Raw genomic sequence first — 18,013 nt, forward strand, 5'->3', positions numbered from 1 at the left:
GGAGCTATAGGGGTCCAGAACATTTGGGGGGGGCGTCGGAAATCGGTAACATCGGTAACGTGGTCTTGCACCGGCCACTTTCCCTAACGTTGACAATGGCTTACGACGATGGGCGGCGGTAACCATTAGGGTAACTAGAAGGTAATTAATTACCTCTATATATAGGTAATCTCTTGGGCTTAGCTCCCCCTTTAAAATCAATTACTTACGCATCAGTTACCGGCCGGGTTACCGAAAATTACCGCTCTGCGGTAACCTAAAAACCCGTTTAAAATCAGATGCTTATGAGCGAAAAACGCGGCTTTCCGATGAGATTACCGTTTCCCGATGCCCCCTCCCCTCGCCTGGGAAAGCGCCGCGATTTCCGCTCATTTCATCGACCGATCGAGCGTGCGAAACCAGCACCCGCCGCAGCCCAAAAAAAACGCCTTGCGTGCGTCTATTCGCGTCGAAAAAGTGCTCCAGTTGATCGCAGCTATCGCTATTGCGGGCGGGGCTCCCGGCCGGCCTTACGATTTGAGTCGAAAGGCGCACAAGTAGCGGGAAGGCGTGGCGGGGTCTCGACCGCGCGCCGACGCCTTGATCGGAGCAATCCCGGCGCCGGCCGCAGCCTCTCCGCTTCGGCGCATCCAAGCCCCACTAGCCAACGGGCGCACGCCGACGTAACGTCGCGGTAGCTGAGACAACACATCCTCAGCATTCAGTGGACTGACCTAACCACAAGGCACGCAATGGAATTGCCGCCCCCCCACTTGTATTGATCGAACCTGTTTGTACCGAACGGGGGCGTTGCCGTGCGCGACGACGACGGCGACGCGTCCGACATCCGGGCACCTGATTGCCCACCCAAGGAGATCGCGATGTCTAGAAGAAAAGGAGTTCCACCCACAGGTTTCGACCGACGCCCCCTCGCAGTTGCGCTGGCACTCTCTATTGGCGCAGTGCTCTGCACCAGTGCCCAGGCCCAAGAGGCCGGAAAACTCTGGATCAGCAACGCCATTCCGGCCCAGCCTCAACTTACCGAGGCCGGCATCCAGCAAGAAATCAAGACCTTCTTTTCCAACTTTCCCGGTGGGGCGGCAGCCAAGCTGCATGTCACCGGCAACGTCGTCTTCGGCAACAAAGCGGTCTACAACTACGATTTCGAGCCACTGCCGNCAGTTCTGCTGGTCCCGAGGTCGGTTCGATCGAAGCGCTCAAGGCGCAACTCATTCAGCGCTTGAACCAGGAGAGCGTCAACGAGGGGTGTCCGGCCGCCACCACGATTCAAATCGCTCCGGACTGGAGCGAGCAAAGTCCTTGGGATGACGGCCAGACCTCTCAATTAGGATTCGGTGAGTACTCCGGTACGCAATCGGCCTGGACCGGAAGTCAGTGCGACACCGTCAACGTAGGCGGTTCCTTGGAGCGTGCGCGCAACGTCGCTTGCCCGAACGACTCTTTACTGGACTGGCGGGCGGATCTGCAAGCGTGCGGCGGGCCGCCGTTCCAGATCAGTTACGAAACCGCGCCCCTGCCCAAGAACGAGTGCCCGGTCGGCAACCCATGCGATCCCACCACCGGCGACAAGTCCGAGCCGGCGCCTGATTTCGATCTGGGCTGGATCGCGTTCGACCGGCATTACCACTCGATGGCCTCGGCCGGGCGAAGTGGTTTCGGCGATGGCTGGACCCATTCGCACAACATCCAGTTGGCCATGGGCACCGACCCTATGGACCCGAACCAAACCCTGCAAATGGGATTGATCGAAGCTGACGGGTCGCAGATCTCGTTCACCGCCGTTGGTTCAGCATATGAGGCCGACGACGGTAGCGGCGACCTAGTCGTCGCCGACGGCACGGATTGGCTGTTGTACCGTCCTGGCAGGGTGCTGCGCTTCAACGCCAACGGCCGCGTGATTGAGCAACGGTTCGAAGATGGCACCTCGTTGGTCTACACGTACGACGCGTCGCGTCGCTTGACCGCGGTCACCCACAGCAGCGGTCGAAACTTGGGATTTGAGTACACCGCCGGGGGGGACAACGCGCCCATCGTGGCGATCCGCTCTGCCGGTGTTGCGCTCGCCAGCTACACCTACACCGCCGGTGGCCAGGTCGAAACCGTCACCTACGCAGGCGGTGGAACCCGTACCTACCATTACGAGGACACGCGCTTTCCACGCTTCCTAACTGGCGTGACCCGCGAGGATGGGCAGCGCTACAGCACCTTCGCCTACGACGACAAGGCGCGGGTGGTGTCGAGCACGCATGCCGGCGGCGCGGACGCCGTAACCTTGACCTACCCTGCTACGGGCGGATCGATCGTGACCGACGCGCTGGGCCAGGCCACCACGTACGGCGTGCTGCCGGCTGGAAACGACGGATTGTCGCGCAAGCCCACCACGTTCACCGACACGCGCGGAAGCGTCACCCGCACGTACTTGGACGCGGTCTCCGATTTCCGGCGTCGCTTGAGCACGGTCGAGGATCGGAAGGGAGTGAACGCCCAGCACATCTACACCGAAGCGAACGACGCTGTGACGGGCCAGCCGGCGCGCACCCACACGGTCACAGAAGCGGTGGGCCTGGATGAGGAGCGCACCCGCCAAGTGCGTACCGATATCGCCAGCAATCGCGTGCTGCTGACGGTGGTTGGGAACCGTGAAACCCGGATCACCCGTAACGCTCGGCTGCAGCCTGTCACCGTAGCCGTGCGCGACACCACCACCAACGATGTCCGCACCACCACCTACGCCTATTGTGAATCTGGGGATGTGTCGGCACCTAGCAGCACCTGCCCGACGCTGGGCTCGCTGAAATCGGTGGACGGTCCGCGAACCGACGTCAGCGACATCACGGCGTTTGAGTATTACGGCAGCGACGACAGCACCTGCGCCACCACGCCGGAACTATGCACCTACCGCAAGGGCGACGTGCGCAAGACGATCGATGCGCTCGGCCGTGCCACCGAGGTGCTGGGCTACGATCCGCAAGGCCGACCGCTGTCCGTACTCGATCCCAACGGCGTGGTCACCGACTACGAGTACAACGCACGCGGCTGGCTGACGGCCACGAAGGTGCGTGGGGCCAACAACGCGGTGGAGACCGACGACCGCATCACCCGCATCGAGCACGAGCCCACGGGCTTGGTCAAGAAGGTGACCCTGCCGGACGGCGTCTACACCCGGTATATCTACGACGCGGCCCACCGCCTGACCGATGTCATGGACAACGCGGGTAATACGATCCATTACACGCTCGACCTAGCCGGCAACCGCAAGCAGGAGGACACCAAGACCGCAGGCGGAGCGCTGCGGCAAACTCTGTCGCGCGTGTTTAATACGCTGGGACAGTTGGCGACGCTCAAGGATGCATCGCAGAACGCCACCGGCTTTCACTATGACGTTAATGGCAACCCCGACCAAGTCACCGACGCCCTGCTGCGCAGCAGCACCCGGACCGTCGACCCTCTTAACCGGTTGAGCATCAGCGTGCAGGATGCCGGAGTCGGCAACTTGGCCGCTGAAACCAAGTTCAAGTACAACGCGTTCGATCAGATCACCCAGATCACCGATCCCAACACGCTCAACACGACCTACGCTTACAACGGCTTCGGAGACCGGACTAAGCTGACGAGTCCAGACACTGGAGTCACCGATTACACCTACAACAGCGCGGGCCTGTTGGCGACGAAGAAGGATGCCAACGACGCCGTGGCGCATCGCTTCACCTACGATGCGTTGGGTCGGCCGAAAGCGGTTTTCTATACGACCGCAGGCCCGGCGGATGTTGAGTACGATTACGACATCGTCAACGCCGAATGCACCGGGGGCCAGGGCTTTGCGACGGGGCGTCTCACGGCGACACGGACCGAAGGCAATGAGCTGAAGTATTGCTACGACCGTTTCGGTCAAGTTGTGCGCAAGGTGCAGATCGTTGCGGGCAAAAGCTTCACCCTAAGCTATGCCTACACCCTCGCGGGCAACCTTGACGCCCTGACCTATCCCGACGGCACCACCGTGGACTACGTCCGCGATTCGCGAGCGCGAATCACGGAAGTTGGCGTTCGTCCGAACGGTGGCAGCCGCACGGTGCTGCTGAACAACGCGACCTACGAGCCGTTTGGTCCGGTGAAAGGATGGACCTACGGCAATGGCCGGACGCTAGCCCGCACGTACGATCTGGACTACCGCCCCAAGACGATCCTGGACAGCGCCAGTGGTGGCTTGTCGCTCGGCTATGGCTACAACAGCGTTGGCGAGCTGACGGAGTTGAAGGACGGGCTGCAAAGTGCTTTTCAGGCGAAATACGTCTACGACACGCTGGGCCGGTTGACCGTCACCCAGGATCACAACTCCAATCCGCTAGAAACCTACACCTACGACAAGACCGGGAACCGAAAGACCCTGATGGACGGCGGCGGCCTGCAAGCCTACGGCTACAACAGTCCCGGGACCCATCGTTTGACCGACGTGGCCGGCGTGGCACGTGGCTACGACGCGGCCGGCAACACCACCAGCATCGGCGGCACCACGAAGGAGTTCGTTTACAGCCCGGGCGATCGATTGAGCCAGTTCAAGCAGGCCGCTGTCATCAGGGCGAGCTATCGCTACAACACCCGCGGCGAGCGCGTCGCCACGACCGGAACCACGACAAGTACAGTTGATACGTACACCTTGTACGATGAAACCGGCAACTGGATTGGTGATTACGACACCACGGGCGCGGCTAAGCAGCAGGCCATTTGGTTTGGTAGTGCGCCGGTCGGCTTGGTGATTGCCAATGGTGCCGCTCAGACGCTGGCTTACGTCCAGCCGGACCATTTGGGCACGCCCCGGGCTGTCATCGACCCTGCTCGTAATATCGCCGTTTGGACGTGGGACGCCAAGAGCGAAGCGTTTGGTAGTAGCTCGCCAAACCAGGACCCGGACCTGGATGGCACCATGTTCGTATTCAATATGCGGTTCCCCGGGCAGCGACTGGATGCTGCCAGTGGATTGATCTACAACTACTATCGCGACTACGATTCGGCCACTGGGCGTTATATTCAAAGCGACCCCATTGGCCTAAACGGAGGAGTCACGACCTACTCTTACTCTGGCTTAAGTCCGGTATCGTTCAAAGACCCGTTTGGCTTGGAAATTCTTGGATTTCATACAAATCTTGCGACTTCTAACAGTCACGCCACCGATGGACACTCTTGGATCGCTCTCTATAACGATACCGGGCAAATAATCAGTACCTGGAGTCCGTGGCAATACGATCACACCAATACCCGGGAGAGGCCGAAACAGGGAGGCAATGACCTGTACATGAATATTGAACTTGATTACCCGATGGATTACAAGTTCAAATCAAATTTCTATATTAAGCTCACCCCGGATCAACTCGCACGCCTGAAGGATTTCCTAAACAAGCCTTGGAAGTGGAATTACGATAATAATTGCGCATCTTGGGCCCAGGAAGTCTTCAATAAAACGTTTCCGAATCAAGATCCTTTGGACATGAATGACTGGAGTTCTTGGACCACATTTGGAACTGAAACCCCAAAAACCTTGACCATTCAGATTGAGCTGTGGAGAAGCACTCACCCCACTAACTCAGTGAGTAATCCTGTTAATATCAAATAGGGGGGCCTATGAAGACTTTGCTGAAAATAGCTGCTGTAGCGGTGGTACTCTTTGCGGTTGGGGCATGGGCACTGTATAGACCCTCACAGGTTACTGGCGAGGAGTTTAAAGGATTGGTGCATAATGCGAACCAGACTTCGGCATCCGCTTGGTATCTCTATGAAAGTGCCGGAAACAATCTTTGCTTTAGACATGTCCGCCGATTCGTCGACAAAAGATACTGTGTTTCCAAAGACGAGCTGGATGTGATTGGAAAATGGACCCCGCCTTATGAGCCAAGAGCCATGGGCACTGGCGAGTTCATATTGAAGAAGGACGCAAAATCGGGCGAAAAGAACGTGGCATTCTAGAGGAGCCGCTAATGAATTGCTCCTGAGTAGTCGCCCCAGAGGCCGAAGATCAAGCCGGCTTCTGGGGTTTCTGACTTGAGCACAGGTTCTTTGTGACTTAAAGCATCTGAGGCCGCTAGTTTTTCCAGTATATTTTTGATGAATCGTCTAAGTCTTTGTGACTGTTTTGGTAGAACGAACAAGGGCCCTCAAGGGCCTTTGTTCAAAAATGATCATCCTAGCTAAACGCTATCATCAAGGTCATACGGTAAGAATCGCACCACTTCCTCACCGACCCAATTATTAATACGTCGAAATCGAGCTTGCAGTGGCAACAGTTCGTTTCTTGCGAACACACGGGCAGCCTTCTCTACGTCGCCAAAACCACCCGTGTTGTTAGGCACGATTCCTAGCAGTTGCGGCGGCACACGATGCGCTGCGAGAACGTCATCGCGCGTCGCGCCCTTGATCCCTAAAAATTCATCCTTCGCCGCGACTTCGCTAATCGGGATGACCTGAACACCGTCTTTCTTACCATTCGGAGAGTACAGGAACAGATTTCGGAAGTTTCCGACGCCCTTTGCATCGCGCAATGCGTCGCGCATGGCGTCAATGTCGGCCTGATCCTGCGCCGCGTCGTTGACGTACATGATAAATCCGGCATGGCTGCCGTTGAGGTAATACTTACGCCTGAACAGCGTCGCCGATTCGTTCAGCAGCGCCGATTGCAGCGCGCTCACGTACTGCGGAACGCCGTAAATCTCTTGATTGATATCCGGTTCCATGACGTGAAAAACGCTGTCGGCCGCGAATTCGTGCTCATCTTCCCAGCCGCGCACGAAGAAGTATCGGCCATCGTCAACGCCCCGCCGAACGAACTTTGCCAGTGCATGTTTGAGCGCAAGGGGCTTGCGGCTCCGGGCGTCCCGCCGCTCTAGGTAGCCATTGCCGAGAGCAATTGTGTCAAGCGCAAGCTTTTCGAACTGGTCGCCACTAAGCAAACGATGCGGTACGAAGGTGGACACTAAGATGTTGCACTTCGTATACATGGCGGACGCGTGGTGCGGGCTCGACCGAAACGCCCGCGCTAAGCCATCGAGCGACACCGGGGGTTCGTACCACTTGCCAGCGCGGACAACACGCTTACGGACGCACACAATCTGACCGAGGGCATCCAGTGCGACCGAACCAAGGGGAGCAAAGACAACATCACGGGGTGGAACCCAGAACTACGGGCGGCCTGGGCGGAACTGGTCATCATTCGAGCAGCGGCGTGGGCCAGAAAGCGAAAGACGCTCACACCGCCGACGCGCCCATCGGAGCGGTTTTGATCGTGAACCAATCCGGAACGCCCCCAGCCAAATCCAGCCTGGATACCGCTTGGCAGCAACTCATGCGAGCCGCGATCAAGGCGAAGGTCATCCATCAAAGGGACTGGTTCACGCTCCACGGCCTCAAGCATCGAAGCATCACCGACTCACGGGACAAAGGAGCGGCCGGCCACAAGACGAAGGCGATGCAAGATCACTACGACCATGAACTGACCATCGTGGAACCAGCCACCCCGCGCTAATTTTTCCACGATTTTTTCCACCGCAAAGAAAAAGGGACTTAGCAGCGATGCTAAGTCCCTCTTTTTATTGGTGGGCTGTCAAGGATTCGAACCTTGGACCTATTGATTAAGAGTCAACTGCTCTACCAACTGAGCTAACAGCCCGATAAAACCGGAGCGACACTATAACCGAACTACGCGGTGCCGCACAACTAAAATTTGGGGTGGAAGACGGGATTTGAACCCGCGACCCCCGGAATCACAATCCGGTGCTCTAACCAACTGAGCTACATCCACCATATGCATCTACAAGGTACATCTTAAAGCTTTACAACGTGGCGCGCCCGGCAGGAATCGAACCTGCAACCACCGGCTTAGAAGGCCGGTGCTCTATCCGGTTGAGCTACGGGCGCCAGTCGGAGAATCTTAACTGACGCTCGGCCTGTTCGACGGATGGTCGGGGCAGAGGGATTCGAACCCACGACATCCAGCTCCCAAAGCTGGCGCTCTACCAGGCTGAGCTATACCCCGAAGCCGGGACTTCCGCGGCACGCCAACCCCGCGAAAGGCCGCATAGTGTGGTGGGCGCTTTCGCCGCTGTCAATGAGGTCGAAGCGATCGATTCGGGCGGCTTCGCGCGCCGGCGCTTCAGCCAAGGCGCGGCGGCGCTTGCGCCGTGTATGCTTCGGCCCCAAGTACACAACATTCTCAAGTATCGCGGCCTGTGCGCGGTACGTTTTCAAGGAGCAAGACCATGATCCGCAGCGGCAATCCCGCATTGAAGGAATCGACTTTCCTCGACCTGGGCAGCGGCGCGGTCGTGCGCGGCGGCGATCAGGTGATGACCCTGAACGGCACGGTCAACAAGACCGGTTTCCTGCTGCTGCTGACCGTGCTCACCGCGGCCTTCGCCTGGAGCCAGGTGCAGATCACCGAGCAGGGCGTGATCGGCGCCGGTCCGTACATCTGGGGCGGCGCGATCGGCGGCCTGGTCCTGGCCCTGGTCACCACCTTCAAGAAGACCTGGTCGCCGGTGACGGCGCCGCTGTACGCGCTGGTCGAGGGCTTCTTCCTCGGCGCGATCTCCTCGATGTTCGAGGCGCGCTTCCCGGGCATCGTGATTCAGGCGGTGATGCTGACCTTTGGCACCCTGTTCGCGCTGCTGTTCGCCTACCGTTCGGGCCTGATCAAGGCGACCGAGAACTTCAAGCTCGGCGTGGTCGCGGCCACCGGCGGCATCGCCCTGCTCTACCTGGCCAGCTTCGCGCTGAGCTTCTTCAACATCCAGGTGCCGTATATCCACCAGTCGGGGATCATCGGGATCGGTTTCAGCCTGTTCGTGGTGGTGATCGCCGCGCTCAACCTGGTGCTGGACTTCGACTTCATCGAGACCGGCGTCGAACAAGGCGCGCCGAAGTACATGGAGTGGTATGGCGCGTTCGGGCTGATGGTCACGCTGGTGTGGCTGTATATCGAGTTCCTGCGCTTGCTGTCGAAGATTCAGTCGCGTAACTGATTCGGTCGGTTCGCGGTTGACGAAAAAGGGCGCCTTGGGCGCCCTTTTTCTTTGTCTGGCGATCGTGAGGTCCCTCACCCCAACCCCTCTCCCGCTTGCGGGAGAGGGGCTCGGTTGCGCAGGATTTCATGAGCCGAAAACGACAACGGCGCCCTTGGGCGCCGTTGTTACTCGTTACGAAGCGGTTCCGCTCGAAAACGAACCGCGAATCAGAAGCGATCTTCGTCGTCGGTCTCGAACTTGCCTTCGTAGCCTTCCGGCGGCGGCGGCTGGTCGCCGACCGTCCACAGGCGCTCGAGCGCGTAGAACTCGCGCACGCGCGGCAACATGACGTGGACGACGACGTCGCCGAGGTCGACCAGCACCCATTCGGCTTCGCGCTCGCCTTCCACGCCGAGCGGCATGACGTCGAGGTTCTTGGCGAACTTGACCACTTCGTCGGCGATCGACTTGACGTGGCGGGTGGAGGTGCCGGACGCGACGATCATGTAGTCGGTAACGCTGCTCTTGCCGCGTACGTCGATCTCGACGACATCCTTGGCCTTGAGTTCTTCGACCGCGGCGTGGACCGTCTTGAGGATCAGCTCGGTCGGCGGCGGCGGGTTCGGCAACTGGGTCTTGATGACTTGGGCTTGGCTGGTCAAGAGAATGCGGCTCTGCGTTATCGGGAATGTGTGCCGGGATTATACCGGAGGCCTATACCGGCGCGCCGCGCACGGCCGGGACGCCGTACAGGCCGTGGCGCTCGATGTAGGCGGCCACCGGCGCCGGGACGTACTGGCGCCAGGCCTCGCCGGCGGCGATCAGCGAACGCACCTGGCTGGCCGATTCGGCATGCAGCGGCTGGTGCAGGCGATAAACCCGGCCGGCCGGGGTCCCGCGCAGGGCCTCGACATCGACCGTCTCACGTCCTGCTGCGAATTCGATGCGGGCCGGGTCGAGCGGGCTGCCCGGGCGCTCGGCGACGACGAAATGGGCCAGGTCGAACAGCGCCTGCCATTCGCGCCACTGCGGCAGGTCGAGAAAGCTGTCGGCGCCGACCAGCAAGGCCAGCGGCTGCGCCGGGCCGACCTCGGCGCGGACCTCGCGCAGGGTCTCGACTGTGTAGGAGCGGCCCTCGCGGCGCAGCTCGCGCCGGTCGACTACGAGGTCGCGCTCGCCGGCCACGGCCAGATCGAGCATGCGCGCGCGGTGTTCGGCGCTGGCGCCGGGCGGTGCGCGGTGCGGCGGGTCGGCGGCCGGCATCAGCCGCACCCGCGCCCGCAGGGCGTCGCGGGCAGCGCAGGCGATCGCCAGATGGCCGTCGTGGATCGGATCGAAGGTGCCGCCGTAGAAGACGAGCAGGCTCATGCGCGAGTTCCGTTCGAAACCCGGCTAGCCGGCCGAGACGCTGAGCAGGCGCAGCGCGCGCGGCTCGGCGACGGCCAGCAGCAGGCGTTCCAGCGCGACCCAGGCGTCGCCGGCCTCACGGCCCTTGGCCATGCGGTCGACCCGGCCGGCCTGGGCGAGCAGCAGTTCCCAGCGCCGCGCGTCGTGACGCTGCAAGGCGCGGCGGTACATCGGCTGCTTCGAATCCCAGATCCGCTGCGCCTTGAATTCCGAAGCGATATTGCCGCCGCGCGCGCTGACCCGCGCCAGCGCGGCGGTGCGCTGCAATTCCATCACCACCATGCCGAGCAGGGCCGGCACGGCCTCGCCCTCGGCGCGCAGGCCGGCGAGCATGCGCGAAACCTGCGCGCCCTGCCCGTTCATGGCCGCGTCGAGCACGCGGAACACGTCGAAGCGCGCGGCGTCGGCGACCAGCGCCTGCATGCGTTCGAGGTCGAGGGTTTCGCCGTCGGACAGCAGGGCGAGCTTGTCGATTTCCTGCGCGGCCGCGAGCAGGTTGCCCTCGACCCGGTCGGCCAGGCTCTGCACCGCGTCGCGGTCGGCGCGCAGGCCGCGCGCGCGCAGGCGGCGTTCGATCCAGTCGGGCAGTTCGTGCGGCTTGATCGCCCACGCGACCGCGATGTGGCCGATCCGGCCGACCGCTTCGCTCCACTTGCCGCCGTGCTGCTTGCTCCAGTCGCCGGCGGTGATCAGCAGGCTGACGTCGTGCGGCGGGTCGGCGCAAAAGTCGCTGATGACCTCGGCGCCTTCCTTGCCCGGCTTGCCGCTGGGCAGGCGCAGTTCCAGCAGGCGCCGGCTGGCGAACAGGCTGGGCGCGCGGAACGAGGCCGACATCGCATTCCAGTCGGGTTCGCGCTGATTGCCTTCGGCTTCGAAGATTTCGCGTTCGGCGATGCCCTGCTTGCGCGCGCTCGCGCGCACCGCGTCGGCGGCTTCGAGCACGCGCAGCGGCTCGGGGCCGGCGATCAGATAGGCCGGCCGCAGCGCTTCGTTGTCGAGTTGACCGAGCAGGCGCTCGGGGGTGAGTTCCATCGCGAGGGTCGGCGGCGCGGGCGGCTCAGCGCCGCTCGCTGACCGCGCCGATCCGGCGCAGCACCGCGGCGCTCATGTCGCGGCGCATTTCGCGCATCAGGATTTCGCGCTCGCCCTCGGTGCCGATGGCGTTGGTCGGGTTGGACACGTAGTCGCGCGACAGCTCGATGGTCTGGCGCGGCACCAGCGCCTTGCCGTCGGCCTTGCGCAGTTCGAACACCACCGCGTAGCGCAGGCTGTATTCCTGCACGCGGCCGAGTTCGTCGAGCGCGGCCGGGCTGTCGCCCCAGCGTTCGGAAATCAGGTCGAGCACCGCGACCTCGCTGGAATCGGCCTCGGCGGGCACCGCGCCGGCGCGGGTCAGCGCCTGCGCCAGCGATTCGGCCAGGGGGCTGTAGCGGTCGGCCGAAACCACCCGCACCGGACCGAGGTCGGGCGGCAGGGTCAGGGCCTGGCGCAACTGGAATCCGCAGGCCGACAGAGCCAGCACGAGGGCCAACAGCGACGTGCGGGCGGCCGCTTTGAACAGGAAGGGAGAGCGAGGCGTCATGGGGCGAAGTCTGGACGACGCGGCTGCGGGCATCAATAGCAAGGCTGAACCGCGCGGGCCTGGGTGGTGCGCGCGATGCGGTTTTGCCGCATGACGCGATCGATCCGGTTCGACTCAGTAGCGAATCTCGTGCCCGGCGAACAGCGCCTGCGGCGTCTGCGCGCCCGGCAACGCGAGCAGGCGTTCGAGCCAGGCATGCACCGCCGGCCAGCGTTCGCTCCACAGCCGCCATGGGAAACCGGCCGCATCGGCCCAGGGCTCGATCGCGTACAGCAGATAGCCGCTGCAGGCGACATCGGCGATGGTCGGCTCGGCGCCGGCCAGCCACGCGGTCTGGCTCAGCTGCGCCTGCAGGCGGTCGAGGTCGGCGATCGAGCGGCGGTCGTACCAGGCCAGCACGGCCGGGTCGTAGTGGCCAATCTGGCGACCGTAGCGCGAGTGGGCGAGGTTGAGGCTGATCCGGTTGGCTTCCCAGGCCAGCCATTCGCGCACGTGTAGGCGATGTTCGAGATCGGCACCGTCGAGGCGGCTTTCGCGCACGGCGAGATAGTCGAGGATCACATTCGATTGGCACAGCACCAGGCCATCGATGCGCAGCACCGGGATTTCGCCGTGGGCGGCGAGGTCACGGAATTCCTGCGAGCGCTGGTCGCGCGGGATGCGGATGTTGACCTGGCGTTGTTCGAACTCGATGCCGAGCAGGCGCAGGGCCAGGGCGACTTTGTAGCTGAAGCCGGAGTCGGGGTGGCAGTAGAGGATGGGGGTCATGGGTGGCTTTGGATGTTGGGCGCTGGCGGGAGCGTGGAGAAGCAAGGGCAAAAGCGAATCCCCCCTGCCCCCCTTTTGCAAAGGGGGGAAAAGCAAGAGCGATGGCGTCGGGTACTTACGTCCGAGGGAGCGGTGCCTGCTGTAAGACGCTGCTTGGTTTCGCGATGCCTTGCTCGGCAAAACCCGCTTGGCTTCGTAACCGCCGCGCTCGCTTCGCAATTGCCGCATTCGCTTCGCAAGCGCCGCGCTCACTTCACAATTGCAGCGTTCGTTTCGCAATTGCGGCGCTCGTTTCGCAACTGTCGTAATCGCTTCGAATCCTGGCAAAGCCCGTGCTCGTCTTCCCCCTTTGCAAAAGGGGGATCGAGGGGGATTCGCTTTTCGCTTTTCGCTTCCCCGCCCCGCCGCGAACCTTACGACGCGACGATATTGACGATCTTGCCCGGCACCACGATCACCTTGCGCACGGTCAGGCCTTCCATGAACTTGACCACGTTCGGCTCTGCCAGGGCCAGACGCTCGGCGTCTTCCTTGGCGATGCCGACCGCGACCTCGATGGTGCCGCGCAGCTTGCCGTTGACCTGCACCGCCAGGGTTACCGTGTCGCGGGTCAACGCGGACGGGTCGGCCTGCGGGAACGGCAGGTCCTCGAGCAGGGTCTCGGCATGGCCCAGCACCTGCCACAGGGCATGGCTGGTGTGCGGGGTGATCGGGTTGAGCAGCAGCACGATCGCGGTCAGGACTTCCTGACGCAAGGCGCGGCCGTTGTCGCTGGCGTCGTCGAACTTGGACAGGTGGTTGTGCAGTTCCATCACCCCGGCGATCGCGGTGTTGAAGCTGTGGCGGCGGCCGTAATCGTCGCCGACCTTCTGGATCGCTTCGTGCAGCTGCCGGCGCAGGGTCTTCTGCGCGGCGTCCAGCGAGAGCAGGTCCAGCGCCGGCGCGATGCCGTCGGCGACGTGCTTGTGCACCGACACCCACACCCGGCGCAGGAACCGCGCCATGCCTTCGACGCCGGCCTCGTTCCATTCCAGAGACTGGTCCGGCGGCGCGGCGAACATCGAGAACAGGCGCACCGTGTCGGCGCCGAACTTGCCGACCATCAACTGCGGATCGACGCCGTTGTTCTTCGATTTGGCCATTTTCTCGATGCCGCCGATGTCCACCGGCAGGCCGTCGGCCTTGAGCGTCGCGCCGGTGATGCGGCCGCGTTCGTCGCGGATCACGTCCACGTCGGCCGGATTGAACCAGTCCTGCGCGCCCTTCGGGCCACGCGAGAAGGTCTCGGCGATCACCATGCCCTGAGTCATCAGGTTGGTCGCCGGCTCATCGCTGTTGACCAGGCCCTGATCGCGCATGAGCTTGTGATAGAAGCGGAAATACATCAGATGCAGGATCGCGTGCTCGATGCCGCCGATGTACTGATCGACCGGGGTCCAGTACTTCGCGCGCTCGTCGACCTGCTGGCTCGCGCCCGGCGAGGTGTAACGCGCGTAGTACCAGCTCGACTCCATGAAGGTGTCGAAGGTGTCGGTCTCGCGCTCGGCGTCGCCGCCGCAGTTCGGGCAAGTGGTCTTGCGCCATTGCGGGTCGGACTTGATCGGCGAGGCGACGCCGCTAAATTCGACGTCTTCCGGCAGCACCACCGGCAACTGGTCTTCCGGCACCGGCACGTCGCCGCACTTGGCGCACAGGATCACCGGGATCGGACAACCCCAATAGCGCTGGCGGCTCACGCCCCAGTCGCGCAGACGGTAGTTGACCCGGCGATTGCCACGGCCCTCGGCTTCGAAGCGGGTCGCCAGCGCGTCGAGCGACTGCTGGAAATCCATGCCGTCGTACTCGCCGGAATTGACCAGCCAGCCGCGCTCGGTCCACGGGCCCTGTTCCTGGATCGCGCTTTGGAACTGTTCGACCACCTGCACCGCCGCGCCGGTGTCGTACACGTCGATCGCCGGGCCGCCGCCGAGCGCGCTGCTCATCGCGTCGGGATGGCTGGCGACGTCGCGGCCGATTTCGGCCAGCGCATCGCGCACCGCGTCGGGCACGATCACGGTTTTGATCGGCAGGTGGTAGCGCTTGGCGAATTCCCAGTCGCGCTGATCGTGGCCGGGCACGGCCATGACCGCGCCGGTGCCGTAGTTCATCAGCACGAAGTTGGCGACGAACACCGGCACTTCTTCGCCGGTGACGGGGTGGATCGCGCGCAGGCCTGTGTCGCGGCCGCGTTTTTCCTGGGTTTCCAGTTCGGCCTCGGACACGCCGCCCTGGCGCAGCTCGGCGATGAACGCGGCCAAGTCGGAATCGGACTGCGCCGCGTGCACGGCCAGCGGATGCTCGGCGGCGATCGACACGAAGGTCGCGCCCATCAGCGTGTCCGGACGCGTGGTGAACACGGTCAACGGCTGTAGCGCATTGCCATCTGCGTCGCGCACGTCGAAACGGATCTCCAGGCCCTCGCTGCGGCCGATCCAGTTGCGCTGCATGGTCTTGACCGCTTCGGGCCAGCCCGGCAGCGTGTCCAGGCCATCGAGCAGTTCCTGCGCGTAGTCGGTGATCTTGAGGAACCACTGCGGAATTTCGCGCTTTTCGACCAGCGCGCCGGTGCGCCAGCCGCGACCGTCGATGACCTGCTCGTTGGCCAGCACGGTCTGATCGATCGGGTCCCAGTTGACCACCGAGTTCTTGCGATAGGCCAGGCCCTGCTTCATCAGGCGCACGAACATGCGCTGCTCGTGGACGTAGTAGTCCGGCGTGCAGGTGGCGAATTCGCGCGACCAGTCGATCGCGTAGCCCATGGTCTTGAGCTGCGCCTTCATGTGGGCGATGTTGGCGTAGGTCCACTTGGCCGGCGCGGTCTTGTTCTTGATCGCGGCGTTTTCCGCCGGCAGGCCGAACGCGTCCCAGCCCATCGGCTGCAGCACGTTGAAACCGGTCATGCGCTTGTAGCGGCTGATCACGTCGCCGATGGTGTAGTTGCGCACGTGACCCATGTGCAGCGCGCCGGACGGATACGGCAGCATCGACAGGCAGTAGTACTTGGGCTTGTCGGAACGCTCGTCGACCTCGAACGCGCGGGTGGCGTCCCAATAGCGTTGGGCGGCGGCTTCCAGGGCGCTGGGATCGAAGCCGTGGTGTTCGTTCTTGGGGTCGTGCGGGGCGGGGGCGGCGTCGGACACGGGTGGGCAATGGCGAGAGGACAGGACCGGCAAGCCTACCGCAGCGCACAAAAGCCCGCCATTCGGGCCTCGACGGCCCGGATCGATCGATCGCGGCGGCGCGGCCGCCGGCTCGCGGAATCCGCGCAGCCGCTCCGACTGGCGCATTAACTGCGCAGATCGATGTGAGCGTTCGGCCGAATTCGCGGCACCCAGGGCGCCGTATGGGATGATGCCTGCGCCGAAACGCCGCCCGAGCCCGCCTTGCTCCCGTCTCAGCCGCCCCGCCCGAACCCCTATCGCGCCTATCGCCTGCCCGCCTTCGTGCTGGCGGCGATGCTGCTGGCCGCGGTCGGCGTGGCCACGGTATTGGGCCTGCGCGGGTTCGCCAGCAGTTCGCAGTGGGTCGAGCATTCCTATCAGGTGCTCGGCGAGATCGAAGCGACCGTGGCCGCGACCCGCACGGTCGAATCCAGCGCCCGCGGCTATCGCCTCACCGACCGATCGACGCTGCGCGCCGAATACCTGACCAGCATCCCCGGCGCGCTGAGCGGCGCCAGCCGGCTGATCGCCCTGACCGCCGACAACCCGGCGCAGAACCGCTTCGCCCGCGACCTCGAACGGCGGGTGCGCGCGCGTCTGGCCGAGATCGACCGCCTGGTCGAACTGCACAGCCGCGACCCGGCGCGGGCGCGGATCGAGGCCCAGACCAGCAAGGGCTACGAGCAGATGCGCGAACTGACCGCGCTCGCCGAGGTCATGCGCGAGCGCGAGCGCGCGCTGCTGGCCGCGCGCCACGCACGCAGCGAATACCGCGCCAGCCTGCTGACCGCGCTTGTGGTGCTCGGCATCGGCCTGGCGATGATCCTGCTGGCGCTGCTGATGTACAGCCTGTGGCGCGAGAACCGGCGCAGCCGCGAGCTGGAACGCGAGACCCGCCAAGCCCTGATCGACCTGGAAGCCTCCGCGTCCGAGCGCAACCTGCTGACCGAGCGCCACCGCAGCCTGAGCCATTACGCCGGCCTGCTGCAGAGCTGCCAGAACCTGCAGGAAGCGATGGACATGACCGCGCACCTGATCGCCGACCTGATCCCGAGCATCGGCGGGCGCTGCTACATCCTGCGCGCCTCGCAGAACCTCGCCGAAACCGCCGCGCGTTTCGGCGAGGAAAAGATCGTCAGCGCCGACCTGCTGCACCCCAACGATTGCTGGGCGCTGCGCCGCGGCCAGCCGCAGCGGGTCCAGGGCGACCGCGGCGCGGTGCGTTGCAATCACCTGGAACCGGCGCGCGGCGACAACGACCCGCGCTGGAACCTGTGCGTGCCGCTGATGGCGCAGAACACTTCGCTGGGCCTGCTGTGCCTGAGCGGCGAGCAACCGCCGCAGGACGCCGACCTGCTGCTGATTCAGTCCATCGCCGAACAACTCAGCCAGGCCATCGTCAACCTGCAACTACGCGAAACCCTGCGCGTGCAGTCCTTGCGCGATCCGCTGACCGGCCTGTTCAACCGCCGCTACCTGGAAGAGAACCTGCAGCGCGAACTGCTGCGCTGCCAGCGGCGCAAGCTGCCGCTGTCGGTGCTGATGCTCGACATCGACCACTTCAAGCGTTTCAACGACACCCACGGCCACGCCGCCGGCGACGCGCTGCTGGCGCGGGTCGGGCAAGTGCTGCACGACCTGGTCCGCAACGAAGACATCGCCTGCCGCTATGGCGGCGAGGAATTCACCATCGTGCTGCCCGAAACCGACGCCGCCACCGCGCTCAAGCGCGCCGAGCAGATCCGCGCCGCGATCGGTTCGACCACGATCCTGCACCTGCGCCAGACCTTCGGTCCGGCGACCTGCTCGATCGGCCTGGCAACCTCGCAGGACGACCGCGAAACCCCGCAGCAGTTGCTGCAGATCGCCGACGCCGCGCTATACCGCGCCAAGGGCGAAGGCCGCGACCGCGTGGTCGACGGCAATCGCGCGCTCACTGCTGCCTGAGGCGACGGCCTGAGTCGATACGGTGCGGCGCGCGTCGTGCGCGCCGACATGGACCGATAAGCCCGCTCGACCCACGCATCGATGCCGCATCCGCGCCGATACGACGAAGCCGCGGCAGGCCG

11 protein-coding genes, 4 tRNA genes and 2 pseudogenes are annotated in these 18,013 nt (G+C 63.5%); 6 read left to right on the forward strand and 11 right to left on the reverse strand.

The features are described 5' to 3' along the window. Window positions 1-794: 794 nt before the first annotated feature. From ASD86_RS07720 to ASD86_RS26525, 3 genes are all read left to right on the forward strand, one after another. A partial coding sequence (locus ASD86_RS07720) for a hypothetical protein (RefSeq protein WP_235567692.1) occupies window positions 795-1,157 on the forward strand: 363 nt, incomplete at its 3' end. A gap of 62 nt (window positions 1,158-1,219) precedes the next feature. Then, window positions 1,220-5,608: an RHS repeat-associated core domain-containing protein gene (locus ASD86_RS07725; RefSeq protein ID WP_056108984.1), complete on the forward strand. Its 4,389-nt coding sequence runs from the start codon at window positions 1,220-1,222 to the stop codon at window positions 5,606-5,608. A gap of 8 nt (window positions 5,609-5,616) precedes the next feature. Continuing rightward, window positions 5,617-5,958, forward strand: coding sequence for a hypothetical protein (locus tag ASD86_RS26525; RefSeq protein WP_157476304.1), 342 nt, complete (start codon window positions 5,617-5,619; stop codon window positions 5,956-5,958). A gap of 221 nt (window positions 5,959-6,179) precedes the next feature. On the opposite strand, the pseudogene ASD86_RS07730 reads toward ASD86_RS26525, so the two are convergent. Continuing rightward, window positions 6,180-7,070: pseudogene (locus ASD86_RS07730) on the reverse strand (phage portal protein); the annotation flags it as partial. Window positions 7,071-7,210: 140 nt separating this feature from the next. On the opposite strand from ASD86_RS07730, the gene ASD86_RS07735 reads away from it, so the two are divergent. Beyond that, a complete protein-coding gene (locus ASD86_RS07735) occupies window positions 7,211-7,510 on the forward strand; it encodes a hypothetical protein (RefSeq protein ID WP_056108990.1) in 300 nt (99 codons plus the stop codon). Between the two features lie 68 nt (window positions 7,511-7,578). Here the strand turns inward: ASD86_RS07735 and ASD86_RS07740 are convergent. From ASD86_RS07740 to ASD86_RS07755, 4 genes are all read right to left on the reverse strand, one after another. Continuing rightward, window positions 7,579-7,654: transfer RNA gene (locus tag ASD86_RS07740), tRNA-Lys, on the reverse strand. Between the two features lie 55 nt (window positions 7,655-7,709). After that, window positions 7,710-7,786, reverse strand: a tRNA-His gene (locus tag ASD86_RS07745). A 39-nt stretch (window positions 7,787-7,825) separates the two neighbouring features. Further along, window positions 7,826-7,902: transfer RNA gene (locus tag ASD86_RS07750), tRNA-Arg, on the reverse strand. 41 nt (window positions 7,903-7,943) lie between these two features. After that, window positions 7,944-8,020: transfer RNA gene (locus ASD86_RS07755), tRNA-Pro, on the reverse strand. A gap of 226 nt (window positions 8,021-8,246) precedes the next feature. Between ASD86_RS07755 and ASD86_RS07760 the strand changes: the two genes are divergently transcribed. Beyond that, entirely contained in the window at window positions 8,247-9,005 is a 759-nt protein-coding gene (locus tag ASD86_RS07760; RefSeq protein ID WP_056109243.1) for a Bax inhibitor-1/YccA family protein, read from the forward strand. Window positions 9,006-9,214: 209 nt separating this feature from the next. Here ASD86_RS07760 and rsfS read toward each other — a convergent pair whose 3' ends face one another. The 6 genes and pseudogenes from rsfS to leuS form a co-directional block, all read right to left on the reverse strand. After that, window positions 9,215-9,649, reverse strand: a complete 435-nt coding sequence (gene rsfS / locus ASD86_RS07765; RefSeq protein WP_036109887.1) for a ribosome silencing factor — start codon at window positions 9,647-9,649, stop codon at window positions 9,215-9,217. Window positions 9,650-9,701: 52 nt separating this feature from the next. After that, complete coding sequence (nadD, locus tag ASD86_RS07770) at window positions 9,702-10,355, reverse strand: nicotinate-nucleotide adenylyltransferase (protein ID WP_056108993.1); 654 nt, start codon at window positions 10,353-10,355, stop codon at window positions 9,702-9,704. Window positions 10,356-10,379: 24 nt separating this feature from the next. Continuing rightward, on the reverse strand, window positions 10,380-11,426 hold the full coding sequence (gene holA / locus ASD86_RS07775) for a DNA polymerase III subunit delta (RefSeq protein WP_056108998.1): 1,047 nt from the start codon (window positions 11,424-11,426) through the stop codon (window positions 10,380-10,382). After that, a pseudogene (gene lptE / locus ASD86_RS07780) lies at window positions 11,380-11,976 on the reverse strand (LPS assembly lipoprotein LptE); the annotation flags it as partial. The pseudogene lptE and the gene holA, both read right to left, overlap by 47 nt. Before the next feature lie 114 nt (window positions 11,977-12,090). Further along, window positions 12,091-12,744, reverse strand: a complete 654-nt coding sequence (locus ASD86_RS07785) for a glutathione S-transferase family protein (RefSeq protein WP_056109004.1) — start codon at window positions 12,742-12,744, stop codon at window positions 12,091-12,093. A 413-nt stretch (window positions 12,745-13,157) separates the two neighbouring features. Continuing rightward, window positions 13,158-15,923, reverse strand: coding sequence for a leucine--tRNA ligase (leuS, locus tag ASD86_RS07790; RefSeq protein WP_056109007.1), 2,766 nt, complete (start codon window positions 15,921-15,923; stop codon window positions 13,158-13,160). Window positions 15,924-16,166: 243 nt separating this feature from the next. Here leuS and ASD86_RS07795 point away from each other — a divergent pair, with 243 nt between their 5' ends. Next, window positions 16,167-17,891, forward strand: a complete 1,725-nt coding sequence (locus tag ASD86_RS07795) for a diguanylate cyclase (RefSeq protein ID WP_056109010.1) — start codon at window positions 16,167-16,169, stop codon at window positions 17,889-17,891. The last annotated feature ends 122 nt before the right edge of the window (window positions 17,892-18,013 follow it).

Source organism: Lysobacter sp. Root690, assembly GCF_001427785.1.
In the GTDB taxonomy this organism is placed as follows: Bacteria; Pseudomonadota; Gammaproteobacteria; order Xanthomonadales; family Xanthomonadaceae; genus Lysobacter.